This window comes from Janthinobacterium sp. SUN128, from assembly GCF_030587275.1.
GTDB lineage: Bacteria > Pseudomonadota > Gammaproteobacteria > Burkholderiales > Burkholderiaceae_D > Janthinobacterium > Janthinobacterium lividum.
In genome coordinates, this window is the sequence record NZ_JAPWHY010000007.1 from 164,588 (window position 1) to 189,646 (window position 25,059).

Here is a 25,059-nt window from a genome sequence, read left to right on the forward strand (position 1 = left end):
GTTTGACAGCTTGAGCAAGAACGGAGACCACGGTCTCCGTTTTTTTATGCCCGGATGTCTTGCCCGGTCCCGGCTCAGGGAAAGGCCCAGTATTGCGGCGCCTGCGAGGGAATGCCCTTCAAGCCGCCGCGATTTTTTGCCCGTTGCCCCGTCTTGATCATGGTGGCGATATCGGTCAGCAAGACGCGGTTGCTGGCGAAGTAGTCGTGCCCCATGAAGTTCATGATGACGGCCGAGGCATCGACGAGCTCCATGCCGGGGATGCTGACGACGGGGCCGCGGATGTCGCCTATCCTGTCCCAGTCGGCAAAATTGTAGGAAGCGCGGATGGCCTTGTCGTTCGCGGAAGCGTACAGGGTGGCGGGGAGCTTGAGGCTGGCAAAACGGGGGGCGATCTGGTCGCGGAAGACATCGGCATTGATGTCAGGCGCTGCCAGCACCACCTGCTTGAACAGCGGTAGTAGTTCGGGGCGTTTTTCCAGCAGGTTGGCCAGGGCCACGGTCATCGGGCGGTTGCCCATGCTGTGGGCGATGAGGTAGATATCGGTGGCGGACGAGTGCGCCGCGAAGTCGGCCAGGAAGGCTTGCAGGTGCGCCTGCGTCCATTCGGCCGAATTCTGGTCGAATTCATAGCCGGCCAGGGTGCCTTTCGATGGCCAGCTGTAGAACACGGGCAGGGCGCCGATATCGAGGTCGACCGCCATCTGCGCCGTGCGCCGCGCGGCGTCGTCAAAGGAGTTGCTGTAGCCATGGATGTAGATGAAGGCGGCGTGCCGTTCCGGGGCGGCCTGTATCCTGGCCTTGACGGTGGCGAGAAAATCCGCGCGCGACAGGCGCGTGGCTTCCTTGATCAGCACATATTTTTGCGCATTGTCGCTGGACAGGATGGCATACCAGGGCGGCAACGGCAGTTCGCCCGGCGCTCTTTTTTCCGGGATGCTGACGAGGACGCTGCCGTAGCTCAGGTGGGGCGCGGCGCGGTTGGGCTGCCAGCCATAGCTGCGGCTGCTGGCCTGGTATTGCCTGTCGGTGGCGTAGTACACGGTGACGTGCACGGCGCCGGCCGGCGGTGGATCGTTGCCAGGCTTGGCCATGCCGCTACTGCCCGTGAGCATGCCGCTGCTGCCGGTCAGGTTGCCCAGGTTGCCGACCAAGCCGCCGATGCCTGACCATGAGCTGCTCCATGGAAAGGTTGGCGGTGGCCGTCGCACCCCGCTCGTGGGTGGAAATTCTGCGGCTGGCGGCGTTTCAGCGGCCGGCGGCGCTGTGGATGCCAGATCGGTGGCGCGGCCGATGGCATGATCGGCCGCTTCACCTGGCAGCGTACAGGCCGTCAACGAGGCCAGCAGGCAAAACAGGAAGCATAAACCCCATAGACGTAACGGGCGTGCCGAGCCTGAATCGCTGCGATGCATGCGGTAGGGTTTTCCGTGCGCCATGACATCCCCTCCCCGGGCGCTTGTGCGAGACGCGTGATCGTCGGTTCTTACACCTTAGCGCCGCCAGGCGGCGGCGTTCTGATAAATCGCAAGCCTGGTCATGTTGCCGACCGGCTTCGCGACTGCCCTGGCCGGCGCGACGATTCCCTTGCCGCATGTTCACCCGAGCCGCGAAGGCGCTACAATAGCGCTTCCCTTTTCCCTCGCAGAAGAAATCACCATGGCCGTCAATTCTCCCAAGCCCGTCGCCGCCGACTTGAAAGCCGTCGCCGGCATTGAAATCGGTGTTGCCGAAGCCGGCATCAAGAAACCCAACCGCAAGGATTTGCTGGTATTGAAACTGGCGCCGACGGCCACCGTGGCTGGCGTGTTCACCTTGAACCGCTTCTGCGCCGCGCCCGTGCAAATCTCGAAAGCCAACCTGGCCGCCGTGACGGCTGGCGCCGCGCCGATCCGCGCACTGCTGGTCAACACGGGCAACGCGAATGCGGGCACGGGCGAATCGGGCCTGGCCGACGCGCAGGCCAGCTGCGCCGCGCTGGCCGAGCTGCTGGGCTGCACGCCGCAGCAGATCCTGCCGTTTTCCACCGGCGTGATCCTCGAACCCTTGCCTGTGCAGCGCCTGGTCGCCGGCTTGCCGCAAGCCGTCGCCGCGCTGACATCGGACAACTGGTTCTCGGCCGCCGAAGCCATCATGACTACCGACACGCAGCCGAAAGCCGGTTCGCGCACGGTCACCATCGGTGGCCACGCGGTCACCCTGACGGGCATCAGCAAGGGCGCCGGCATGATCAAGCCGAACATGGCCACCATGCTGGGTTTTCTCGCGTTTGACGCCACCGTGGCGCAACCGGTGCTGGACCAGCTGGTGAAACAGGCGGCCGACAAATCGTTCAACTGCATCACCATCGACGGCGACACGTCCACCAATGACTCGTTCATGCTGGTTGCCACGGGCGCAGGCAGCCTGGTGATCGATTCGATCGATTCGCCGCACTATGCTGAACTGGCCGCCGCCGTGACCGAACTGTCTACTTTTCTCGCGCAAGCCATCGTGCGCGACGGCGAAGGCGCCACCAAGTTCATGACCGTGACGGTGGAAGACGGTCGCAACGTGGAAGAGTGTCGCAAGATCGCCTATTCCATCGCCCATTCGCCGCTGGTGAAGACGGCCTTCTTCGCCTCCGACCCTAACCTGGGCCGCATCCTGGCTGCCATCGGCTATGCGGGCGTGGACGACCTGGACGTGGGCCAATTGAACCTGTACCTGGACGACGTGTGGGTGGCCAAGAATGGCGGCCGCAACCCGGACTACCAGGAGCAGGACGGCCAGCGCGTGATGCAGCAAAGCGAAATCACCATCCGCGTCAAGCTGGCGCGCGGCGACGCCACGGCCACCCTGTGGACGTGCGACCTGTCGCATGACTACGTGTCGATCAACGCCGACTACCGCTCATGACCAGCCTCGATCAATTCCTGATCCGCGCCGAGTGGGTGCTGGCGCGCCTCGAGTCGATCTTGCCGCCGGCCTTGCCGGCCACCGACTGGAACAGCTTTGCCTTCCGCTGGCGCCGGCGCCAGGGCGCGGCCAGCCATCTGCAGGCCGTGGCGCACGTGTCGTCCATCGCTCTGGATGACTTGCACAATATCGGCACGCAAAAGGCGCAGATCGAGCAGAACACGCGCCAGTTCGTGGCCAGCCGTCCGGCCAACAACGTGCTGCTGACGGGCGCGCGCGGCACGGGCAAGTCCTCGCTGATCAAGGCTTGTCTGAACCAGTTCGCCGACCAGGGCCTGCGCCTGATCGAAGTGGACAAGGCGGACCTGGCCGACCTACCCGACATCGTCGACCTGGTGGCGGCGCGCCCCGAGCGCTTCATCATCTTTTGCGACGACCTGTCGTTCGAGGAGGGCGAGAGCGGCTACAAGGCGCTGAAAGTGGCGCTCGACGGCAGCATCGCCGCGCAATCGGACAATGTGCTGATCTACGCCACCTCGAACCGCCGTCACTTGATGCCGGAACGGATGTCGGACAACACCAGCTACAAGACGGACGACGATGGCGACCTGCATCCGGGCGAGACGGTGGAAGAGAAAATCTCGCTGTCCGAGCGTTTCGGCCTGTGGCTGTCGTTCTACCCGTTCAAGCAGGACGATTACCTCGATATTGCGGCGCACTGGCTCGCTTCGTTCGGCTGCACGCCGGAACAGATCGCCGCGGCGCGCGGCGACGCCCTGCGCTGGGCATTGCAGCGCGGTTCCCGTTCAGGCCGGGTGGCGTGGCAATTCGCGCGCGACTATGCTGGGAAACTACCTGCGGGAAAGTTGCCGCAATGAGCGAAGTGAAAGTCACACCAGTGGACGTCGCCGTCGGCATCCTGATGAAGCCGAATGGCGACGTGCTGCTGGGCCAGCGCCCGGCCGGCAAGCCGTATGACGGCTATTGGGAATTTCCTGGCGGTAAAGTCGAACCGGGCGAAGCCATTTTTGACGCCTTGAAACGCGAGTTTGTCGAGGAACTGGGCTTGCATATCGATACTGCCGAAGCCTGGTGCGGCGTCGAATATGTGTATCCGCACGCCCATGTGCGCCTGCATTTCTATATCAGCCGCGAGTGGCGGGGCGAGCCGCAAAGCCTGGAAGGACAGGCGTTCGCCTGGCAAGGCACGGTCGGCGTGGAACCCTTGCTGCCGGCCACCATTCCCCTGCTGGAATGGCTCGACGAGGTACGCCGCGAATCCCAGGCGCCTGCCTGATCCCAACTTGTGCCAGCAGGCAGCAGCATGCTGCGTGCTGGCGCAAGCTTTCCTGTTACTTTCCTTGTATCGCGCGCGCTTTGCGCTACAGTGCTTTCATCACGCATTGGGGAGTCTCGCATGCCGCTGACACTGACCTTTACCGATACCGATGAATTGCTGATTGCCGCCTTGCACAAGCGTGCCCGCGCGCATGGACGCAGCATCGAGGACGAGCATCGCGACATCCTGCGCAGCGCCTTGCGGCCGCTGCCGAAGCGCCCGCTCGACGATATTCTGCGCGGCATGCCCGACGTGGGGCACGATGCGGATTTCGAGCGCCGCCCTTGAGCCATGCCCGCCTGCCTGGTCGATACGGATGTGATCGTTGCAGGGCGCAAGGGCGGCGCTGCGCCGGCGGGCGTGCTCGATTTTTTTGAACGGGTGGCGCCGGAAATGCGCTATGTGCCGGTGCAGGTGATTGCGCAACTGCGCGCAGGCATACAGCGCAGCTGGCGGCGCGAGGCGGCGCTGGAAGCACTGGCGCTGGAAGGGTGGCTGGAAGCCGTGCTGTCAGAATATGCGCCGCGGCTGCTGGAATTCGACCTCGATTGCGCCCTCGTGTGCGCGCGCCTGCATGCGCGCGGCCACGCGCATGGCGTCGATGGGCAGATTGCGGCGATGGGTATCGCCTATGGCTTGACGGTGGTCAGTGGCAGGCTCGACAGTTTCGCGGCGCAGGGGCTGCGCCTGGAAAATCCGTTTAGTTGAGGCTTATTGCGGCTTGTTGTCTTCGTCCGCCAGCGGATCTTCGAATGGGTCGGCGGCGGGGATCGTGTATTTCTCTTCGGCCCAGGCGCCCAAGTCGATCTGCTTGCAGCGTTCCGAGCAGAAGGGGCGGTATTTGTTGGCTTCAGTCCATTCGACTTTGGCGGCACAGGTAGGGCAATTAACGACGGTCATGATGGGGCAAATAAGTAACAATTAAAAATTACAGAGCGTGAGCTCGAACGGAACATCTTCTTCCAGCGGTTTGGGTTTCAAGTCGCCGCCCTGGGTGGTAAAGCGCACCCACAGCATATATTTGTTGGCGGAAATTTCCGGGATGGCGCCGCTGTTTTCATCCAGGCTCAGGCGCAGCATCTGGTACACCTTGCCTTGCAGCATTTGCTGATAGCTGCCGCCATTGGCGATCAGTTTAACGGGTCCGCCGGAATCGCGCAGCAGGCGCAATACGAGGGCCAGCGCATCGAACAGGGGCGCCAGCGGGGCAAACCACGCGTGGATATCGGTCAGGCGCTGCTCGGAGCTGCGTTTTTGCCAGGCAAAGTAGGATGGCAAGTCGAATTCGCAGGCGCCGCCCGGAATGATGGTGCGGCCGCGGATACTCATCAGCCATTCATTGTCGCGGATATTCTGGCCCGTCTTGCCTTGCGCCGCCACCAGGGCGCCGCTGACGCTGTCGAGTTCGCCCAAGATGGCATCGAGGGTTTCCGGTTCCACATTTGGATTGCTGCGGTAGCCGAGCAGGCTCTGGCGCTGGCGCTCGAGTTCCTGCAGCAGGTCGGACTTCAGGTCGGCGCGGCCGGCCACTTCGAGCATATCGAAAATAGTTGCCAAGGCAACATGATGCTGCATTGCATGCTCTTGCTGGATGAAGAACTTGAATTTGTCGTACAGGTCTTCCAGCCGCAACAAGGTACGTATGCGTTCGTTGAAAGGGTATTCGTAGACAATCAAAATAATTCCCTTAAGTAAGGACCTGCAAACAATCCCGTGATTTTGAACCAAGCGTCGACAAATTACAAACGTTGCGGCCCGATTCCGGCCATTCTTTTTGAAAATGCCAGATATAAATCGTGCAACTGGGCAATCTGCGGCGCCAGGGCGGCCAAATCGCCATTATTGTCGATCACATCGTCCGCCGCCGCCAGGCGCATGGCGCGCGTCGCCTGCGTGGCCATGATGGCTTTGACTTGTTCTTCCGATAAGCCATTGCGTGCCATCACGCGCGACACTTGCAGGCTTTCCAGGCAGTCGATGACGAGAACCCGGTTGACCCGCTCCACCCATCCGCCGGACTCGACGAGCAGGGGCACGGCAAAGATGACGTAGCTGCCTGTCGCTTCGGCGGCCGCCGCCAGGGTCGCCTGGCGGATGCGCGGATGCAGGATGGCTTCCAGTTTCGCCTTGGCGGCGGCATCGGAAAACACGAGGTTGCGCATTCTGGTGCGGTCGAGGGCGCCGCGCGCATCGGCGTAGTCGGGGCCAAATTCCGCCACCAGGGCTGGCATGGCCGCGCCATTTTGCGCCGTCAGGCTGTGTGCGATCTGGTCGGTATCGACGATGGAGGCGCCGTGCGCGGCGAACAGGTCGGCCACCGTGCTCTTGCCGCAACCGATGCCGCCGGTGAGACCCACGCTGAAATAAGGGACGTTTTGTCTTTGCATGTATTTATCCATAGGGGGCGCAATGCTGCGCGGGTCAGCTGGTCAGGCCCAGTGTGAGGCGCGACAGGGGCGTGCCGTACAGCAGCGCGATCAGACCGGCCGCCGCCAGGTAGGGACCGAACGGAATCGGTTTGTCGCGCCCGCGCCTGGCAAACACGATCAGCCCGATGCCGACCACGGCGCCGACCAGCGATGACAATAAGATGATCGTCGGCAGCATCGTCCAGCCCAGCCACGCACCGAGCGCCGCCAGTAATTTGAAGTCACCATAGCCCATTCCCTCCTTGCCTGTCGCCAGCTTGAAGGCCCAGTACACGCCCCACAGGGCCAGGTAGCCGGCGGCCGCGCCGATGACGGCGTCTTGCAGGGGCACGAAAGTGCCATTGATATTGATCAGCAGGCCCGCCCACAGCAGGGGAAAGGTGAGATCGTCGGGCAGCATTTGCGTATCGGCGTCGATGAAGGTCATGGCGATCAGCAGCCAGGCAAACACGAGCGTGGCGAGACCTGTCCAGCCGCTGCCGAAGTGCCAGACCAGGAGGGCCGACAGGGCGCCCGTCAGCAATTCGACCAGTGGATAGCGCACGGCGATCGGTGCCTGGCAGGCGCTGCATTTGCCGCGCAGCAGCAGGTAACTGATGACGGGGATGTTTTCCATGGCCGTGATGCGGTGGCCGCAAGCGGTGCAGTTCGAGTGCGGCAGCATCAGGTTGTAGCGGTCCGTGTGCGGCAAGGGCAAGCCGCTTTCTTCCGCCACGTAATTATCGGATTCGCGCTGCATCATTTTCGGCACGCGGTGGATCACCACGTTGAGGAAGCTGCCGACGATCAGGCCGAACAGGGCGGCGACGAGGGCGACGGGCAGGTTGCCGGGCGCGGCGAACAGCAGGGTATCTTGCAGCATGGTGGATTTGTCTGAGGTAATGATGTTGCCGCGCAAACATTGCCTGGCACTGCCGCAGTGTAAAACATCTGCCAGCACATGGGGACGTTTTGCTCGATGGCATCGTCAAATCACGGCGCCCAGCTTGAAAATCGGCAAATACAGGGCGATCACGAGGGAGCCGACCAGCACGCCCAGCACCACCATCAGCGCCGGCTCCAGCAGCGTGGAAAGGGTGGCGACCATAGCGTCGATGTCCGCCTCGATGATATCGGCCGCGCGCGACAGCATGGCGTCGAGCGCGCCCGATTCCTCGCCGATCAGGGCCAGCTGCGTCAGCAAGGGCGGAAATACGCCGCAGTGTTCCATAGCCAGGGCCAGGCTGCCGCCGGCGCGGATTTCGCGTTCGATGCGTGTCGTCGCTTCCTGGTACAGCGTGTGGCCGGAGGCGGCGCCCACCAGGCTGAGCGAGTCGAGCAGCGGCACGCCGGCGGCGAACATGGCAGCCAAGGTGCGCGTCCAGCGGGCGATTGCCGCCTTGCGCAGGAGGGGACCGAACACGGGCAGGCGCAAGGCCTGCAGTTGGATGTTGCGCCGCCACGCAGGATAGCGGCGCCAGGCCAGGTGCAGCAGCAGGCAGGCCAGCAGCAGCGCCGCCAGCAAGGACAGCCAGTAGCGGACAACAAAGGCGGACAAGCCCATGACGACCAGGGTGGGCAGCGGCAAGGGCGCGCCAAAGCTGTCGAAGACCTGGCGGAAAGCGGGGACGACCACGCTCATGATGATGGCCGTGACGACGATGGCGACGAGCACGATGACCAGCGGATACATCAGCGCGCCGCGCATCTGCCGCCGCAGGGCGATGGCCTTTTCCTGGTGCGTGGCCAGGCGCGCCAGCAAATCCTGCACGATGCCAGCCTGTTCGCCTGCCGCCAGCAGGTTGCAGTACAGCTCGTCAAACAGCAGCGGGAACTGGCGGAATGCCTGCTGCAGGCTGCTGCCCGCTTCGATGTCGTGGCGCAAGTCGCGCATCAGCTCCGTGACCGCAGGTTTGGCGTGCCCCTTGCCGGCGATATCGAAGGCGTGCAGCAGCGGCACGCCGGCCGCCATCATGGTCGACAACTGGCGCGTGAACAGGGCGATATCCTTGCGCGTGATGGCCTTGCCGGGCGCGGCGCGTTCCGCCTGCACCCGGGTGGCCAGGATACCCTCGCGTCTCAGTGCGACCTTGGCGGCGCTGGCGTCGGCAGCGCGCAAGACGCCATCGACCGCCCTGCCATGGCGGTCCGTTCCCTTCCATGCAAAGCGCCGCTCGGCCGCCATGTGCACCTCCTGCCGTCACGGTAGCAGGGCCGGGCAAAAGCACCAGCGGCGCTGGCGGCAAGCTTGATGTGGCTCAGCCTTTTGTGGTTTGCACTTCCGTCTGCACAACGGCCTGAGCCGTCACGTCGGCCGCATCCTCATCGTCGCTGTCCGTGCCCTTGCTGATGCTTTCGCCATCGTCGCGGCGCAGTGTCCAGAAAGTCAGCGAGGACAGCACCGTCAGGGCCGCCAGGGTCAGGAAGGCATGGTGCAGGGCCGTGCTGAGCATGGCGCGGTCCGACTGCGGCATGTCGCCCAGGTACCAGCCCGTGATCAGGGAACCGAAGGCGAGGCCAAAGCTCATCGACAGTTGCTGCATCGAACTGGCGATGGTGCTGGCCATGCTGGAATCGGCCTTGTCGACATCGGCATACGCGATGGTGTTCATGCTGGAAAACTGCAGCGAATTGAAAAAGCCCATGCACAGGCTGATGGCGACGATCACGTACAGGGGCGTGCCCACGCCCACCAGCGAAAACATGGCGATGGTGACGCCGATCAGCACGGTGTTGACGATCAGTACCTGGCGGTAGCCGAAGCGGGCCAGCACGCGTGCGGAAATGAATTTCATGCCCATGGCGGCGGCGGCCGACGGCATCATCAGCAAGCCCGATTGCCAGGCGGGCAAGCCCAGGCCCAGCTGGTACAGCAGCGGCAGCAGGAAGGGCAGGCCGCCCACGCCCAGGCGCGTGACGAAGCCGCCCACCACGGAGACGCGGAAGGTGCGGATCTTGAACAGGGTCAGGCGCAGCAGCGGGTGCAGTACTTCGCTCGAATGCCAGACATACGCGGCCAGCAGGCTGATGGAAATGAACAGCAGCACGGCAAACGAGGTGCCGTCGATGCGGTGTTCGCCGAAGATTTCCAGCAGCCACGACAGCAGCGCGATGCCCGTGCCGAACAGCACCAGGCCTATCAGGTCCAGCGGACGGGGCTTGTCGCCATAGTAATCGGGCATGTAGCGGTGCGCCAGGTACAGCGCCACCAGGCCGACAGGCACGTTGACGAAGAAAATCTCGCGCCACGACAGCCAGTGCACGATCAGCCCACCCACCGTGGGCCCCAGCAGGGGGCCGATCAGGGCGGGGATGATGACGAAATTCATGGCCGCCAGCAATTGCGACTTGGGAAAGGTGCGGATGATGGTGAGCCTGCCCACCGGCATCATCATGGCCGCGCCCACCCCTTGCAGCAGGCGCGCAGCCACCAGCATGGGCGCATTCACGGACAGGCCGCACAGGATGGAGGCGAGGGTAAAGATGGCAACGGCGGCGGAAAACACGCGCCGCGTGCCGAAGCGGTCGGCCATCCAGCCGCTGATGGGAATACACACGGCCAGGCTCAGGATGTAGCTGGTGACGACGGCCTTCAGGCTCAGTGGCGTCACGTTGAGGCTGGCGGCCATGGAAGGGATGGCGGTGTTGACGATGGTGGAGTCGAGTTGCTCCATGAACAGGGCGGTGGCGACCACCCAGGGAAGGTAGCTTTTGATCGGGGAACTGGTCATGGATGTGAGCCTGAGGAGGAGAAACGGAGCCGACAGTACGGTGAATTGTCACATAAATGGCGCAGGCGTGCCGCCCGCGCCGTGCATTTTGGCAGCGTGCTGGGGGCATCGTCCATGGAACATTTGTTCCATGGCAATAGACAGCGCGCAAGGCTAGCATGTGTTTTCTGGCAGCTCAGGCCTCCTTTCCTCGAAAGTCACATCACATGAAAAATGCATTTACGTTCCTCATCCTGGGCGCGGCCCTGTCTGCATGCGGTGGCGGCAGTGATGGCGGCGCGCGGGAAGCGCCTATCACGCCACCTGTCGTCGTCACGCCCGCCGTCCCCCCCGCCGACAGCGTGACGGTGGCGTCCGCCGCCGTGGCCAAAGAGGCGGGATTGAGCGTCATTGCGGGCGCCAGCGCCGATGAAAGCGTGTATGACGTGGCTGCCGATATCGGCGACACCTGGCGCATCACGTTTGACCATGTCAAGAAAACCTACGCCATCCGAGTGCTGTCGACGCAGTTCGGCTTGAGCGACCGCAGCGGCACGTTTACCGCATCCAGCAGCGGTAATCTCACTATTTACACGGCAACGGATTTCAGCGTCGCCGTCGATGCGCGCACGCGTCTTCTGTCGGGCAATATCAAATTGGGTAATCTGGTCTCGACCGTCAGCGGCACCGGCTATGCGGTGGGCGACGTGGCCAGGCTGGCCGGCAGCTATATTTTCCTCGGTGCCATGCGCAATGCATCGAATGGCGGCGACCGTTTCAATCCGAAAGGCAGTCTCAAGGTGGCAGCCGATGGCAGCGCGCAGCTGTGCAATGGCGGCGCGTTCAACGCGCAAGGCGTGTGCTCCGCAGTATCGCCGCAGCTGGAAGCTGAAAACGCCAGCCTGACCCTGGTCAAGGATGCGAAGAACGGCTTGATCGTCGCCCGCCAGGGTGGCCAGGACTTCGGCATCGTGCACGTGCATGCGGGGGACCGGGGGCTGGCGCTGTTCATCGACCGCTACAGCCGCAACCAGGAAAACGTGCTGCGCGTGGGTACCATCGTGGCGGCCAGACAGCAAAAGATCGGCACGGAAATCAACGGCAGCTACACCTGTGCGGCGCAGGGCATCAGCGCCAAGATCGAGGTTGCCGGCAGCACCGCCACCCTGACGAATGACACGACCGGCAAGACGCATGCGGAAACCATCACCGTCAACAGGCTGGGCCTGGGCGCGCAGGCCGCCGATTTCGATGGCATCGCCGTGCTCAAGGACCCGGCCGACGTGCCGGCCGACTATTCGATGTTCATGCCGGTGTCGTCGAGCATGGCGGTCGAGTTTTCGACCGACCGCTCGTACATGGGCGTGTGTCTGAAAAAATAGCCGCTAGCGTTTGAGGTCATCCAGTGCAGCCAGCAGCGGCATGGCGGCATCGGCGATGCGATCCAGGCTGGCCTCGCGCAGGGCGGCGGTGTCCACTGTGTGGCCGGAGTCCAGCCCCGCCCAGCGCAGCAGCGCCGAACATGCGGCGGGTGTATCGAACATGCCGTGCAAATAGCTGCCGAGGATTTGACCGTCGCCCGACACGGCCCCTTCCGGCCGCCCATCGATGACAAAGGCCGGCTGTCCCAGCGCCGCGCCATGCGAGACACCCATGTGGATTTCATAGCCTGCCACGGGCGCATCGGCCGCGCCGGCAAACGCGCAGCGGCCGCGCACCTGTTCCAGCCGCTTGTCGCTTGTCAGCTCCGTCACCATGTCGAGCAGGCCCAGTGCCTTTGATTCTCCCGCCGCGCCTTCCACACCCAGCGGATCGCACACGCTTTGTCCCAGCATCTGGAAGCCGCCGCAAATGCCGAGCACCTTGCCGCCGTAGCGCAGGTGTTTCGCCAGGTAGGCGGGCCAGCCTTGCTGCTGCAGCCACGCCAGGTCGCCGCGCGTGTTCTTGCTGCCGGGGAGGATCACCAGGTCGGCCGCTGGAATCGGCTGCCCCTGTTTGATGAATTGCAGGTCGATATCGGGATGGGCGCGCAGCGCGTCGACATCCGTGTGGTTGCTGATGCGCGGCAGTTGCGGCACCACCACCTTGAAGGCGCCGCGTTCGGCCTGCATCGCTTCGACGGCGTCTTCCGCATCGAGGAACAGGCCTTGCAGGTAGGGCAGCACGGCCAGCACGGGTTTGCCCGTCTGCTGTTCCAGCCATTCGATGCCGGGTGTGAGTAGTGAAATGTCGCCGCGGAAGCGGTTGATGACGAAGCCGAGGATGCGCGCCCGTTCGCTGTCGGACAGGCAGGCCAGGGTGCCGATGATGTGCGCGAAGACGCCGCCCCGGTCGATGTCGGCCACCAGGATCACGGGGCAGTCGACGGCTTCCGCAAAGCCCATGTTGGCGATGTCGCGCGCGCGCAGGTTGACTTCGGCGGGGCTGCCCGCGCCTTCGACGACGACGGCGTCGTATTGCTGGCGCAAGCGCGTGTAGGATTCCAGCACGGCGCCCATGGCGATGGTTTTATATTGCTGGTAGTCGCGCGCATCCATCTCGGCGCGCACCTTGCCGTGGACGATCACTTGCGCGCCCGTGTTCGACGAAGGCTTCAGCAGTACCGGATTCATGTCCGTGTGCGGCGCGATGCCGCAGGCCAGCGCCTGCAGGGCTTGCGCGCGGCCGATCTCGCCGCCGTCGCTGGTCACGGCGCTGTTCAAGGCCATGTTTTGCGGCTTGAACGGCGCCACCGTCACGCCACGGCGTTTCAACAATCGGCACAGGGCGGCGACGACGGTGCTCTTGCCCGCGTCGGATGTCGTGCCCTGCACCATCAGGGCGGGGAAGGGACTCTTCATGCCTGCTGCTCTTTCTGATTCTCCTGCCATTGCGCGATGATGTCGCTGATCTGGCGCAATCCCTCCGTGATGGCGGCCGGACCGGGAGAAAGTATGTCGGGCGATTTGATCTCGAACAGCATGTCATTGCGTACTGCGGGAATCGCATCCCAGCCCGGGCGTGCCGTCAGCTGCGCCGGCTGGAACTTCTTGCCGCACCAGGTGGCGATGATGATGTCGGGAGCGCGCCGCACCACGCTCAAAGGATCGGCGATGATGCGCTCTTTTGCACCCGGATGCGCGGACAACTCCGGGAAGGCGTCCGTGCCGCCGGCGATGCCGATCAATTCGGCCGCCCAGCCGATGCCGCTCATCAGGGGATCGTTCCACTCTTCAAAGTAGATCACGGGCTTGCGTGTCCAGGCTGCGGCGCGGGCCCGGGCGGCGGCGATGTCCGCGCGCAGGCTGGCGATCAGTGCGCGTCCCGCTTCCTCGCGCCGCACCAGTGCGGCCAGCACGGCGATCATGCGCAGGATGCCTTCCACCGTGCGCTGGTTAAACTGGTGCACTTCGATGCCGGCCTTGACCAGGTCGCGGCAGATATCGGCCTGCATGTCGCAAAAACCGATCACGAGGTCGGGCTGGACGGCCAGGATGCGCTCCAGGCTCGAGGAGGAAAAGCCGCTGATTTTGGTTTTTTCCTCGCGCGCTCGTGGTGGACGCACGGTAAAGCCGGAGATGCCCGCGATGACGTCTTCCGCGCCCAGCGCGTACAGTGTCTCCACGGCTTCCGTCGACAGGCACGCGATGCGCTGGTAGTGGCTCATTGAGCCGCCTTGCTGCTGCGGCGCTGGCGGGCCGCTTCCAGCTGTTCGCACATGGCGGCCGTGCCTTCGATCATGCGCGGGCCGGCGCGGTTCAGCAGGTCGCCATTCAGGCGGAACAGGTTATTCCGGCGCACGGCCGTCATCGACGGGAAGGCGCGCCACATGGCCAGGCCGCCTTCGCTGCGCGGATCGCTTTTTTCGCTGGTGCCGAAGATGACTTCCGGATCTTCCTGCAGCACGCCTTCCGGCGTGACGACGGGCGCCACCACCTTCATCGCGGCAAAGACATTCTGGCCGCCGCACACGCGCATGGAATCGCTGATGATGCTCGCGCCGCTCAAGGTATACAAGGGTTTGTCCCACACCTGGTAAAACACGCGCACGGGCGGACGCTGCGCATACTGGGCCGTCAGGCTGGCCAGTTTGGCGCGCAGCTGCGCGGCGGCCGGTTTGGCGGTTTTTTCCGTGCCCATTAATTGTCCCAGGCGCTCCATGCTGTCGGGGATATCGGCCAGCTTGCGCGGTTCGCTGTGATAGATCGGCACCTTCAGCTGGCGCAGCATGGCGATCTGGCGTTCGGCGCTGCCGTGCATCCACACGACGATCAGGTCCGGCTTCATGGCGATGATGCGCTCCATGTCGTACTGGCGGTTGTCGCCCACTTGCGTGATCTTCTTTGCCGCTTCCGGGTAGTCGCTATAGCTGACGACACCGGCGATCTTCTCGCCGCCGCCGGCTGCGAACAGCAGTTCCGTCACGTGCGGCGCCAGCGCCAGGATGCGCTGCGCCGGTTTTTCCACGGTGACGGTATTCCCATCATCGTCGCGCACGGTGATGGCGGCATGCGCCTGCAGCGAGACCAGCCCAGCCAGCAGCAGCGATATTTTCAGGATTTTCATGTGTGCTTCCATGCGGTGAGGGCCTGCTGCAGGCGCAGCCAGGCGTGTTCGTCGGGGGGCAGGCCCAGGCGGATGCCGTGGGCCGCGTGGCGGAACAGGCGTACCCAGATGCCTGATTCTGCCATGTGCTGCCAGAACGCTTCGGCGCGCGTGTCCGGCCACCATTGAAACAGCGCCGTGCCGCTGCTGGCGATGCCGTGCGCGGCCAATAGCTGTTGCAAACGGGCGCCTTCGCCGCGCAGACGCTCGCGCATCGCTTCCTGCCAGTGCGTGTCGTTCAAGGCTACCAGCGCCACTTGCTGCGCCGGGCCGCTGACGGTCCACGGGCCCAGCATATCGGCCAGTTGTACCAGCAGTGCGGGATGGGCGGCGACAAAGCCCAGGCGCAGTCCTGCCAGGCCAAAGAATTTGCCGATGGAGCGCAGCACTATCAGGCCAGGCTGGTCCGAGTGCGGCCCCAGGCTGGCGTGTGTTTCCGTGTCGCCAAACGCTTCATCGACCACCAGCCAGCCGCCGCGCGCGGCCAATTTGCCAGCCCATTCCAGCAGCAGTGCGGGGGCGATGCGTTCGCCCGTGGGATTGTTCGGGTTGCAGATGACCAGCACGTCGCAGTGGTCGACGGCATCGGCCAGCTGCGCATATGGCACTTGGTGTAATGCGTGGCCGTGCTGGCGCCAGTGGTGCGCATGTTCCGCATACGACGGCGCGGCCACCACCACGCGCGAGGGCGCGCGTAGCCGGGGCAGGGCCTGGATGGCTGCCTGCGTGCCGGCCACCGGCAGCATGGCGGGTGCGTTGTAATACGCGCAGGCGGCAGCGGCCAGCGCGGGATCGGCTTCCGGCAGCCGGTGCCAGGCGTTGGCGCCGGGTGCCGGCGCTGCATACCAGTGCGGATTGATGCCGGTCGACAGGTCGATCCAGTCGGCGATGGGCCGTCCATACTCGCGCGCGGCGTCGCGCAGGTTGCCGCCATGTTCAAGCAAGGTATTTCCCCTTCAGGTAGAACAGGCCCGCCAGCAGCGCCACCCAGATCAGCCACAACACGGCTGTCTCGGCCACCAGGCGCCAGGCGCGGTCGATGTCGCGCGCTTCGGCGGGACGGCCGGCGCCCAGCGGCGGGCGGCGTTCCAGTTCGCCATCGTAGATGGCGTCGCCGCCGAGGGCCAGGCACAGGGCGCCGGCGCCGCTGGCCATCACGGGACCCGCGTTCGGACTTCCCCAGTTTGGGGCCTGCGTGCGCCAGCACTGCCAGGCGCGCTTCTTGTCCGCCATGCTCTTGCCCAGCAAGACATAGGACAGGGCCGTCAGGCGCGCCGGCAGATAATTGAGGATGTCGTCGATGCGCGCGGCGCAGCAGCCGAACCAGTCGTAGCGTTCGTTGCGGTAGCCCCACATGGCGTCGAGGGTATTGGCCAGCCTGAATAGGACTGCGCCGGGGCCGCCCGCCACCGCAAACCAGAACAGGGTGCCGAAGACGGCATCGTTGCCGTTTTCCAGCAGGGATTCCGTGCTGGCCTTGGCCAGGCTGGCCGCATCGGCGTTGGCCGTGTCGCGGCTGACGATGAGCGCCGTCAGCAGGCGCGCATTGTCCAGGTCATCGATGGCCAGGGCATCGGCAATCGGTTGATTGTGGTCGCGCAGGCTGCGCAGGCCCAGACATAGATACAGCAGGAAGACGTGGAGGGCGGCACCCGCCAGGCCGCACAGCCAGTAGGCGGCATAGCTGATTGGCAACACGGCCAGCCACCATGCCAGCATGCCGCGCATAAAACGTGCGCGTCCCCGGTTCAGCAGGCGTTCCAGTGTGCTGGCGATGCGGCCAAAGCCGACCAGCGGATGCCAGCGGCGCGTTTCTCCCAGCAGCATGTCGAGCAGCACGCCGGCCGTCATCAAGGCGGCCAGCATGGGCAGCGACAAGCCGCTCAGCATGGGCTGCCTTTCAGGTACAGCGGCAGGCCGGCGGCGACAAAGACAGCCTTGTCGCACACGGCCGCCACGGCCTGGTTCAAGCGGCCCGCCTCGTCGGTGAAGCAGCGCGAGATGGCGCCATACGGCACGATGCCCATACCCACTTCGTTCGATACGAGAACGAGGTCGCAGTCGGTGTCTTCGACTTCGGCCAGCGCATACAGCAGGTGCGCGCGCTCGCTGTGGAACAGTTCGGGCAGGATGATGTCGCCCACGTCCGGATACGTCTCGCCGCTGGAAAACATCAGATTCGTCAGCCACAGGGTCAGGCAGTCGACCAGCAGCAGGCGGCCGGGCAGCGCTTCCCGCAGGATGGCGTCGCCCAGGCGCAGCGGTTCTTCCAGGGTTGTCCATTCGGCCGGGCGCTGTGCGCGGTGATGCCTGACGCGCGTGGCCATTTCAGCATCGCCCGCCTGCGCGGTGGCGAGGTAGACCACTTCCTTGCCGGACTCGCGGGCCAGCGTTTCCGCATGGGCGCTCTTGCCGGAACGGGCGCCGCCGAAGACCAGAGTGCGCGTCATGGCGCTGTTACCACTCGGTGCCGATCTGTGCGCCGATACCTGCCGCGTAAGCATGCTTGATGACGGCCATTTCGGTGACGGTGTCGGCGATCGCGATCAGTTCGTCCGGTGCGCCGCGGCCCGTGATGACCACGTGCTGCATCTGCGGACGTTCCAGCAGGTCGGCGATGATCTTGTGCACGTCGAGGTAGTTGTACTTGAGGGCGATATTGAGTTCGTCGAACAGCACCAGGCCGTAGCTTGGGTCGGCCAGGAAGGTCTTCGCCTGCTCCCATGCCAGTTCGGCCTTTTCGATGTCGCGCTCGCGGTTCTGCGTTTCCCAGGTATAGCCTTCGCCCATCGCATGAAAACTGATTTCATCGGGGAAGCGGCGCAGGAATTTTTCTTCGCCCGTCGACATGGCGCCCTTGATGAACTGCACCACGCCTACCTTCATGCCGTGGCCCATGGCGCGGATGGCCATGCCGAAGCCGCTCGAGCTCTTGCCCTTGCCGTTGCCCGTGTTGACGATGATGATGCCGATTTCCTTGTCGGCCTTGGCGATGGCCGCGTCGATGATGGCCTTTTTTCGTTCCATGCGCACGCGGTGGCGTTCGTTGATTGCGGCTGTTTCTACGTCGCTAGGTTTGTTGTTGCTCATGTCTGATCCTCTTTCGGTATGAATATCTTGCGTTTGCCGTGATCGATGATCTCGATCGGGTGGCCCAGGTAGTCGCTCAGGATGGATGCCTGCATCACATCGGCCACGGGACCGGCCAGCCAGCCGCCGTCGCCCATCAGCAGCAGCGCATGGGTCGAGACGCTGTGCGCCAGGTTCAGGTCATGCCCCACCATCACCACGGTTTTATTCTGTTCGCGGCACAGTTTTGACAGCAGGCCCATGACGCTGACCTGGTGCGCCAGGTCCAGCGCATTGGCCGGTTCGTCCAGCAGCAGCAAGGGCGTATCCTGCGCCAGCATGGCGGCAATCGCCACGCGCTGGCGCTCGCCGCCGGACAGGCTGCGCACGTCGCGTTCGGCCAGGTGCTCCACTTCCATCGAGGCCAACGCCGCCAGGGCGATGCGCTGGTCGTCGCTGCCTTCCCAGTAATGGTTGTCGTGGTACGGGTGGCGCGCCGACAGCACCGTTTCGATGACGCGGTAAGAGAACGCATCGTGGCGCGCCTGCGCCAGGAAGGCCCGTTCGCGCGCCAGTTCGTCGAGCGGCCAGTCGATCAGGGCGCGGCCCTGTATCGTCACGTGGCCAGCATCCGGTTCGCGCAAGCCGGCCAGGGTGCGCAGCAAGGTGCTCTTGCCTGCGCCATTGCGGCCGATCACGCTCCAGCATTCGCCATCCCTGATGTGCCAGATGAGGTTTTCCACCAGGGAGCGCGTGCCTGCTTTCAGGCCGAGTTGGTAGGTGCGGATCATGTTCGGCGCAAGCGGTGCAGTTGGTACAGGAAGACGGGCGCGCCGATCATGGCTGTCACCACGCCGACGGGCAGCTGCAATGGCGCCAGAACGGTGCGCGCCAAGGTATCGGCCAATACGAGGAAGGTGCCGCCGGCCAGCGCGGCGGCGGGAATCAACAGGCGATGATCGGGGCCGCAGGCGAAGCGCAGCGCATGCGGCACGATCAGGCCCACAAAACCCACGCTGCCGGCGCTGGTGACGGCGCTGGCGGTGAGCAGGCCGGAGCAGAAGAACAGGCCCTTGCGCAGAGCGCCCACGCGCACGCCCAGGGTACTGGCCGCTTCCGCGTGCAGCGCCATGACGTTCAGCGAACGCGCGCAGCGCAGCGCGAAGACCATGGCGCCGGCCAGGACCAGCCACGGCATCAGCCGCGCGGGCGCGCCGGACAGATCGCCTATCATCCAGAACACCATGCTGCGCAAGCGGCTTTCCGGGGCGATGGAGAGCATCAGGGTGACGATGGCCATGCAGGCCGAAGCCAGTATCACGCCCGTCAGCAGCAAGAGCGAGGCGCCGCCTTCAGCGGCCGTGCCGCCGCGCAGGTCGCGGCGGGCAAAGAAATACAGCAGCATGGACACGCCGACGGCGCCGGCAAAGGCGGCCGCGTCGACCACCCACAGCGCGCACATGAACAGCAGCGCGGCCAGCGCGCCGACGGAAGCGCCGGCGGAAATGCCCAGTACATAGGGGTCCGCCAGGGGATTGCGCAGCAGCGCTTGCATCATGACGCCGGCCAGCGACAACGCCGCGCCGGTGACAAACGCGGTCAGCGCGCGGCCCAGGCGCAGGTCGAGCAGGGTGGCGGCGAGAGTGTCGGTCTTGCCCTGCACGACATGGAACAGGGCGGAAGGCAGGTCGGCGAGCGGGATCGCGATCGAACCGATCATGCCGGAGAAAATCAGGCTGGCAACCGCGCACACGATCAGCACCGTGAGGATCACGGTGGCGCGGTGGCGCATGTTGCGGAAAAATGGGTGCATGCATACCTTTAAAACGGGGACCACAGAACTGCACTGCGGGCGATGACGGATAGCGCCACCGCCCGCAGCTTACATCATTACTACATGGTTATTTCGAGCCGTAACGCAGGCCGACGAAGAAGTTGGAGCCGGCGGTATTGTAGTTACGTGCCAGTTCATACTTCTTATCAGTGATATTGTTCCAGCGCGCCAGCACCGACCAGTCCTGCGCCACTTGATAGGTAGCGAACAGGTTAACCAAGCCATAACCGCCCAAGCTGGTCGTATTGGCAGGATTTTCAAAACGCTTGCCCGACAATTGCCATTCGGCGCCCGTATTCAGTTGACCGATGCTGTAGTCCGCTGCAAAGTTGGCGTGGCGCTTGGCGCGGCGCACCAGCGATTTGTCCAGGGTTTGATCGCGCGGATCTTGCAGGTCGATATTGCCGCTGAGACCAAAGTCCCCAAACTTGCGGCGGCCAGTCAGGGTGATGCCTTCCAGCAATGCCTTGTTGACGTTGTAGGCGCAGCCGAACGGATGCGTGGCCACTTCAACCGGGCAGGTATCCGCATAAATCAGCAAATCGGTCACGCGATTGTGATAGTACACGGCGCTCAGTTGCGTCTTGCCATCATCGTAGCGCAGGCCAACTTCAGCATTACGGCCTTTTTCAGGACGGTTGCTGGCGATGCCGTAGCCCGGGTAATACAGCTCATTGTAGGTGGGCTGGCGGAAGCTGGTGCCATAGCTGGCCGTGGCGCGCAAGGCATTGTTGATCTGGTAGCCGTAACCAAGGCTGCCAGTGGTGGTCGAACCGGTTTCCGACATCTTGTCACGGCGCAGGCTGGCGCTGAGCAGGTGCTGGTCGCGCTTCATGGTGTAGGAAGCCGCCAGCGACTTGGTATCGCGGGCGCGATTCAAGATCGGCTTGGCGCTGGATACGACTTCTTCCTTGCGGTAGCTGGCCAGCAATTGCAGCGTGTCGACGCCGATGGCGATGTCATTTTGCCAGTCGAAAGTCGATTGCTTGGTTTCCAGAGAGCTCTTGCCGGCCGCGCCCGCAAAGGTGTCCTCGTTGGCCTTGTCGCGTGCTTCGGCAACTTGTACCTTGCTGTGCCAGCCTTGAACGAATTCATTGTTCATGAATACGCCGATGTTTTCCAGCTTTTGATTGCTGCGCGTGTCATAGCCCGGGCCGCTATCGTACTGGGCTTCAAGCTTGCTGTTCATGAACACCAGGCCCAGATCGTGCCCCTTGGCCAGCTGGAAACCAACCTGGCCCGTAACGCTTTTCTTGTCGTAGCCGTCTTTGTCGGCGTTGTAAGAGAAATTACCTGGTTTTGTGGCCGAAAAGCCGTCGCTTTTTTCCTTGCTGACGTTCAGCGAGTAGCTCAGGCTGTTGTAGCCACCGGTTGCACCCGAAACGCTGGCGTCATATTGACGCGTGGCATCGCTGCCAAAGCCGACGGACGCGCCAACCACGGGTGCGCCGCTACCTTTTTTGGTGAAAATCTGGATGACGCCACCGATGGCATCGGCACCGTACAGGGTGCTCAATGGACCGTAGACGATTTCGATGCGGTCGATGTTTGCCAGTGGAACCGGGCTCCAGTTGGCGGTGCCCAAGGTCGAGGAACCGATGCGGACGCCGTCCACCAGAACGATATTCTGGGTGCTGTTCGCGCCACGGATGTACACCGACGCTGCGGTGCCTGCACCGCCATTGCGAGCGACTTCGATGCCGCGCTGTTTTTGCAGCAATTCGGTAACGGAACCTGCGCCCGAACGCGCGATGTCTTCGCTGGTGATGATGGCCGTATTGGCCAGCAGTTCGCTGGTTTTTTGCGGGGTGCGGGTTGCGGTGACGATCACTGGATCGAAGGTATCTGGCGTGGTCTGGGCGAAAGCGGCAGGCGCGGCAATGGCTAGCGCGAGCGACGTGAGCGCCGCGTGGCGGGAAACAGCATGGGTCATGATAATTTTCAGTAAGTAATATGCAACCAGCCGACGTCCCCGTAGGCCAGATTGAACAGAAGTGGGAACTGAAGATGACGATCGAAGATGGCCATGGGCCATTCGGATCGCGAACATCCCCGTTCGCACACTTCCACCTGTCCTGGCCGGTATCCGGGCTGGCAAGTAGGGCTATCCCACCTTCCCATGCTCGATGATTGCAAGCACAGTGGTTGTCAGAGATAGCTTGTCGCCCGCTTCCTGTAAAGAGGGGCGACACTTGCTTACCGTTGCGGGGGCAGCACACGTTCGCCGCAGTCGCGGCATCGTGTTTCCCGTTTAACTGCGCTCATGGACATGAACGCGGGCACCAAAACCCCGCCATTATACGTGCAGCAGGCGTGGACTGAAATGGCTGGCTGGGCGATTCGATATCAGAAATCGACGACGACCGTCGCACCATAGGCGATTTTATGGGCGGAATGGGCGGCCAGCAGGGCCGTTTCTTCCAATGGCAGCCGGGTTTGCAGTGCCGACAGCAGACGGATGGTGCCCGCATGGCAGACGATGACGACCGTTTCGTGTTGTTCGCGCAACAGATCGCCTAAAAATGCATCGACGCGGGCGGCCATCGCCAGCACATTCTCGCCCCCGCCGGGGCGGTACCAGGCCAGGTTCGTCGCCCAGGCATCGATTTCCGCGCGCGCAATCGCGTGCCAGGGCTGCATTTCCCATGCTCCGAAATCCATCTCCGCCAGCCGCGCGTCAAGGCGCAGGGCGCTCGCAGGCAGGTCTTGCGCCAATGCCGCCGCCAGGCCGGCGCAGCGGCGCAGCGGACTGGAATAGAGCGGCACGCCGGCTGGCAAAGTCGCTTGCAGGCTGGCGCGCACCGTGGCCAGTTCGTGCGGCGCCACCGCCACGTCGCTGCGGCCATAGCAGGTGCCGCTGGTTACCTGCGGCGTGGGGTGGCGAACGAGGATCAGGCGCATGCTTGTTTAATAGAAGCTTAGGGGAGGCTGGAAGCTGGAGAGGATGGCCAGGTAAATCGCCACTTCCGCCACTTGCTGCACTGCGCCCAGGCAGTCGCCCGTGTAGCCTTGCAGGCGTTGCTGGCACTTGCGGCCCAGCCAGAATGCGGCCGCAGCCGCCGCCACGACGGCGAAGACCAGCGTGGCCCAGTAAAAAAGTCCCAGGGCGCCGCACACGACGAGCGGCAGCAGGCCGCAGATGGCTGCGATGAGGAATTCAGCGGTGCTCATCTCCTGCGCCATCGGCTTGGATTTACCTTCGTCGCGCGCATAGTCCATGAACCGGATCAGCGAAACGGCGGCCAGGCGCGAGAGCGGGTGGGCGATGCACAGCGTCACCACGATGACGGCGGGCGGCAGCGAGGCCAGCGCCGTGCACTTGATGGCCAGCAGGCAGATGATGCCGATGGCGCCATACGCGCCGATGCGCGAATCCTTCATGATTTCCAATACCCGCTCGCGCGTCATGCCGCCGCCAAAGCCGTCACACATGTCGGCGAAGCCGTCTTCATGAAAGGCGCCCGTCAGATAGATACCAGCGGCGACGGCCAGCAGCACGGCTACCGCCGACGGCAGGAGCCAGCTGGCCAGCAGATACACGGCGCCACTGATGGCCGCCACGACCACGCCGACCAGCGGGAAGTAGCGCGAGGCATGCTGCAGCCAGGCCGGCTCGAAACCCACCCAGCGGGGGATGGGCAGGCGCGTGAAAAACTGCAGCGCGATGAAGAAGAGGCGGCACTGATGGACTGCGACGGAAACGGGATTGGCCATGGTCTTAATCTGGCGTGGATTTTTCGCTGACCTGGGCCGAGGCAAACGTCGCCATCTCGCGCATGAAATTGACGGCTGCGTGCAGCAGCGGCAAGGCCAGCGCCGAACCCGTCCCTTCACCCAGGCGCAAATCGAGGTGCAGCAGCGGACGCGCACCCAGGCTGGCCAGCAGCTGGCGATGACCGTTTTCATCGGAGCAGTGCGAAAACACGCAGTAATCGAGGATGGCCGGCTGCAGACGGGCCGCCACCAGCAGGGCGCTGCTGACGATGAATCCATCGATCAGCAGAATCATGCGCCGTTCGGCCGCCTTGAGCATGGCGCCGGCCATCATGGCGATTTCGAAGCCGCCGAAGGTGGCCAGCGCGTCGAGCGGCGTGGTGACCGCCGCATGATGGGCGACGGCCGCTTCGATGACCTGCTGTTTGTGCAATATGCCTTCCTTCGACAGGCCGGTGCCGGCGCCCACGCAATCGGCGACCGGTGTTTGCGTCAGCTTGTGCATCAGCGCTGCGGCAGCGGTGGTGTTGCCGATGCCCATTTCGCCAAAGCCCAGCACATTGCCATCCAGGGTGGCGACCAGATCCATCCCCGCCTGCATGGCGGCCAGGCATTGTTGCTCGCTCATGGCGGGTTCTTTGGCGAAGTTACGGGTGCCGGGGCCTTGCTTGCGGTCGAGCAAGCCGTCGCGTGGGCCGAAGTCGTGGTTCACGCCGGCGTCTACTATATAGAGGGCGCAATCTGCCTGGCGGGCGAAAACGTTGATGGCGGCGCCGTTGCCGAGGAAATTCTCCACCATTTGCCAGGTCACGCTTTGTGGATAGGCGGAAATGCCTTCGGCGACGACCCCATGGTCAGCCGCAAAAACGATGATGGCCGGCTGCTGCAATGCCAGCTGCGTGCTTTGCTGGATCAAGCCAATCTGGCGGGCCAGGGTTTCCAGCATGCCGAGGCTGCCCAGCGGCTTGGTCTTGCTGTTGATGGCGTGTTCGAGAGCACTGGCCAGTGCGGGATTGGCGGTGGAGCAGATGTGTGGGATAGGCATGGGAATCTATATGGATGAGGCAAGGTATGGTCGGCACTACGATATCACACAGCAATATTTGCCCAGATGCAAATTAGCGCTTGCGGGGCGTGCGGGGCAAGGCTATAATTCGCCCCCTCGCTGAACGACGCATGCAAATGCCGAGTAAAGCAGGGTAAAAAAGAAGGTTGACGAAATGCTGCAAACGCTTCATACTCTTCCTTCTTCGCAGCTGACAAACACAACGCTTTGTCGATAGCGCGAAAGCAGTAACCGAATACAGTTCTTTAACAATTAACAGTCGATAAGTGTGGGCATTTGATGTAAGTGCAGCGTCAATCTTCGGATTGGCGTCAAACTTAAAATATATCAAATGTTCACAAGAAATAATGAAATAGGCGCTACGAAAGTAGTGGCCTGTCAGTTTTTTGAGTGAGCGACCCATCAGCAATGATGGTGCCTGTAAAAGGGCAAAGTAA

Annotated in this window: 27 protein-coding genes and 1 riboswitch; of the genes, 6 read left to right on the top strand and 21 right to left on the bottom strand. The window is 63.5% G+C overall.

What is annotated here, in order from left to right; translation table 11 throughout:
• Positions 1 to 74: 74 nt before the first annotated feature.
• Positions 75 to 1,154 carry an alpha/beta hydrolase gene (locus O3297_RS27870; protein ID WP_305051138.1) on the bottom strand — a complete coding sequence of 360 codons (1,080 nt, stop codon included), beginning with the start codon at positions 1,152 to 1,154 and terminating at the stop codon, positions 75 to 77.
• 505 nt (positions 1,155 to 1,659) lie between these two features.
• On the opposite strand from O3297_RS27870, the gene argJ reads away from it, so the two are divergent.
• The 5 genes from argJ to O3297_RS27895 all read left to right on the top strand — a co-directional run bounded on the left by argJ (position 1,660) and on the right by O3297_RS27895 (position 4,945).
• Complete coding sequence (gene argJ / locus O3297_RS27875) at positions 1,660 to 2,898, top strand: bifunctional glutamate N-acetyltransferase/amino-acid acetyltransferase ArgJ (RefSeq protein ID WP_034784989.1); 1,239 nt, start codon at positions 1,660 to 1,662, stop codon at positions 2,896 to 2,898.
• Positions 2,895 to 3,776 (top strand): ATP-binding protein, encoded by an 882-nt coding sequence (locus O3297_RS27880; RefSeq protein ID WP_305051140.1) that lies wholly within the window; start codon positions 2,895 to 2,897, stop codon positions 3,774 to 3,776. The genes argJ and O3297_RS27880 overlap by 4 nt, the downstream gene beginning before the upstream one ends.
• A complete protein-coding gene (locus O3297_RS27885; RefSeq protein WP_305051142.1) occupies positions 3,773 to 4,195 on the top strand; it encodes an NUDIX domain-containing protein in 423 nt (140 codons plus the stop codon). The genes O3297_RS27880 and O3297_RS27885 overlap by 4 nt, the downstream gene beginning before the upstream one ends.
• 120 nt (positions 4,196 to 4,315) lie before the next feature.
• On the top strand, positions 4,316 to 4,525 hold the full coding sequence (locus O3297_RS27890) for a hypothetical protein (protein ID WP_034784992.1): 210 nt from the start codon (positions 4,316 to 4,318) through the stop codon (positions 4,523 to 4,525).
• A 3-nt stretch (positions 4,526 to 4,528) separates the two neighbouring features.
• Entirely contained in the window at positions 4,529 to 4,945 is a 417-nt protein-coding gene (locus O3297_RS27895) for a hypothetical protein (protein WP_305051144.1), read from the top strand.
• 3 nt (positions 4,946 to 4,948) lie between these two features.
• Here the strand turns inward: O3297_RS27895 and yacG are convergent, their stop codons facing one another.
• The 6 genes from yacG to O3297_RS27925 form a co-directional block, all read right to left on the bottom strand.
• The gene (gene yacG, locus O3297_RS27900; protein WP_034785391.1) at positions 4,949 to 5,140 is read right to left on the bottom strand and encodes a DNA gyrase inhibitor YacG; all 192 of its coding nucleotides are present in this window, start codon (positions 5,138 to 5,140) and stop codon (positions 4,949 to 4,951) included.
• Between the two features lie 18 nt (positions 5,141 to 5,158).
• Entirely contained in the window at positions 5,159 to 5,914 is a 756-nt protein-coding gene (zapD, locus tag O3297_RS27905) for a cell division protein ZapD (protein WP_034748811.1), read from the bottom strand.
• A 62-nt stretch (positions 5,915 to 5,976) separates the two neighbouring features.
• Positions 5,977 to 6,624, bottom strand: coding sequence for a dephospho-CoA kinase (gene coaE, locus O3297_RS27910; protein WP_151092750.1), 648 nt, complete (start codon positions 6,622 to 6,624; stop codon positions 5,977 to 5,979).
• 34 nt (positions 6,625 to 6,658) lie between these two features.
• Positions 6,659 to 7,528: an A24 family peptidase gene (locus O3297_RS27915; RefSeq protein WP_305051146.1), complete on the bottom strand. Its 870-nt coding sequence runs from the start codon at positions 7,526 to 7,528 to the stop codon at positions 6,659 to 6,661.
• 105 nt (positions 7,529 to 7,633) lie between these two features.
• Positions 7,634 to 8,830, bottom strand: coding sequence for a type II secretion system F family protein (locus O3297_RS27920; protein WP_305051148.1), 1,197 nt, complete (start codon positions 8,828 to 8,830; stop codon positions 7,634 to 7,636).
• Between the two features lie 73 nt (positions 8,831 to 8,903).
• Entirely contained in the window at positions 8,904 to 10,376 is a 1,473-nt protein-coding gene (locus O3297_RS27925) for a DHA2 family efflux MFS transporter permease subunit (RefSeq protein ID WP_305051150.1), read from the bottom strand.
• Positions 10,377 to 10,582: 206 nt separating this feature from the next.
• Between O3297_RS27925 and O3297_RS27930 the strand changes: the two genes are divergently transcribed.
• Positions 10,583 to 11,737, top strand: coding sequence for a hypothetical protein (locus tag O3297_RS27930; protein WP_305051151.1), 1,155 nt, complete (start codon positions 10,583 to 10,585; stop codon positions 11,735 to 11,737).
• A 3-nt stretch (positions 11,738 to 11,740) separates the two neighbouring features.
• Here the strand turns inward: O3297_RS27930 and O3297_RS27935 are convergent, their stop codons facing one another.
• The 14 genes from O3297_RS27935 to O3297_RS28000 form a co-directional block, all read right to left on the bottom strand.
• On the bottom strand, positions 11,741 to 13,195 hold the full coding sequence (locus O3297_RS27935; RefSeq protein ID WP_305051152.1) for a cobyric acid synthase: 1,455 nt from the start codon (positions 13,193 to 13,195) through the stop codon (positions 11,741 to 11,743).
• Complete coding sequence (locus O3297_RS27940) at positions 13,192 to 14,001, bottom strand: ABC transporter substrate-binding protein (RefSeq protein WP_305051154.1); 810 nt, start codon at positions 13,999 to 14,001, stop codon at positions 13,192 to 13,194. Before O3297_RS27940 ends, O3297_RS27935 begins: the two co-directional genes overlap by 4 nt.
• The gene (locus O3297_RS27945) at positions 13,998 to 14,900 is read right to left on the bottom strand and encodes a cobalamin-binding protein (protein WP_305051155.1); all 903 of its coding nucleotides are present in this window, start codon (positions 14,898 to 14,900) and stop codon (positions 13,998 to 14,000) included. The genes O3297_RS27940 and O3297_RS27945 overlap by 4 nt, the downstream gene beginning before the upstream one ends.
• Positions 14,897 to 15,883, bottom strand: coding sequence for a threonine-phosphate decarboxylase CobD (gene cobD, locus O3297_RS27950; protein ID WP_305051156.1), 987 nt, complete (start codon positions 15,881 to 15,883; stop codon positions 14,897 to 14,899). The genes O3297_RS27945 and cobD overlap by 4 nt, the downstream gene beginning before the upstream one ends.
• Positions 15,876 to 16,829, bottom strand: coding sequence for an adenosylcobinamide-phosphate synthase CbiB (gene cbiB / locus O3297_RS27955; protein ID WP_305051158.1), 954 nt, complete (start codon positions 16,827 to 16,829; stop codon positions 15,876 to 15,878). The genes cobD and cbiB overlap by 8 nt, the downstream gene beginning before the upstream one ends.
• Complete coding sequence (cobU, locus tag O3297_RS27960) at positions 16,823 to 17,389, bottom strand: bifunctional adenosylcobinamide kinase/adenosylcobinamide-phosphate guanylyltransferase (protein WP_305051160.1); 567 nt, start codon at positions 17,387 to 17,389, stop codon at positions 16,823 to 16,825. The genes cbiB and cobU overlap by 7 nt, the downstream gene beginning before the upstream one ends.
• Before the next feature lie 7 nt (positions 17,390 to 17,396).
• Complete coding sequence (cobO, locus tag O3297_RS27965) at positions 17,397 to 18,029, bottom strand: cob(I)yrinic acid a,c-diamide adenosyltransferase (protein WP_305051162.1); 633 nt, start codon at positions 18,027 to 18,029, stop codon at positions 17,397 to 17,399.
• Positions 18,026 to 18,799 (bottom strand): ABC transporter ATP-binding protein, encoded by a 774-nt coding sequence (locus O3297_RS27970; RefSeq protein ID WP_151092770.1) that lies wholly within the window; start codon positions 18,797 to 18,799, stop codon positions 18,026 to 18,028. Before O3297_RS27970 ends, cobO begins: the two co-directional genes overlap by 4 nt.
• The gene (locus O3297_RS27975; RefSeq protein ID WP_034785028.1) at positions 18,796 to 19,821 is read right to left on the bottom strand and encodes an iron ABC transporter permease; all 1,026 of its coding nucleotides are present in this window, start codon (positions 19,819 to 19,821) and stop codon (positions 18,796 to 18,798) included. The genes O3297_RS27970 and O3297_RS27975 overlap by 4 nt, the downstream gene beginning before the upstream one ends.
• An 88-nt stretch (positions 19,822 to 19,909) precedes the next feature.
• On the bottom strand, positions 19,910 to 21,775 hold the full coding sequence (locus O3297_RS27980) for a TonB-dependent receptor domain-containing protein (RefSeq protein ID WP_034785031.1): 1,866 nt from the start codon (positions 21,773 to 21,775) through the stop codon (positions 19,910 to 19,912).
• Between the two features lie 126 nt (positions 21,776 to 21,901).
• A riboswitch (cobalamin riboswitch) is annotated at positions 21,902 to 22,144 on the bottom strand.
• 44 nt (positions 22,145 to 22,188) lie between these two features.
• Positions 22,189 to 22,743 carry a histidine phosphatase family protein gene (locus tag O3297_RS27985; protein ID WP_305051165.1) on the bottom strand — a complete coding sequence of 185 codons (555 nt, stop codon included), beginning with the start codon at positions 22,741 to 22,743 and terminating at the stop codon, positions 22,189 to 22,191.
• A gap of 6 nt (positions 22,744 to 22,749) precedes the next feature.
• On the bottom strand, positions 22,750 to 23,556 hold the full coding sequence (locus O3297_RS27990; protein WP_305051167.1) for an adenosylcobinamide-GDP ribazoletransferase: 807 nt from the start codon (positions 23,554 to 23,556) through the stop codon (positions 22,750 to 22,752).
• A gap of 4 nt (positions 23,557 to 23,560) precedes the next feature.
• Positions 23,561 to 24,601 carry a nicotinate-nucleotide--dimethylbenzimidazole phosphoribosyltransferase gene (cobT, locus tag O3297_RS27995; RefSeq protein WP_305051168.1) on the bottom strand — a complete coding sequence of 347 codons (1,041 nt, stop codon included), beginning with the start codon at positions 24,599 to 24,601 and terminating at the stop codon, positions 23,561 to 23,563.
• A gap of 73 nt (positions 24,602 to 24,674) precedes the next feature.
• A partial coding sequence (locus O3297_RS28000) for a hypothetical protein (RefSeq protein WP_305051169.1) occupies positions 24,675 to 25,059 on the bottom strand: 385 nt, incomplete at its 5' end.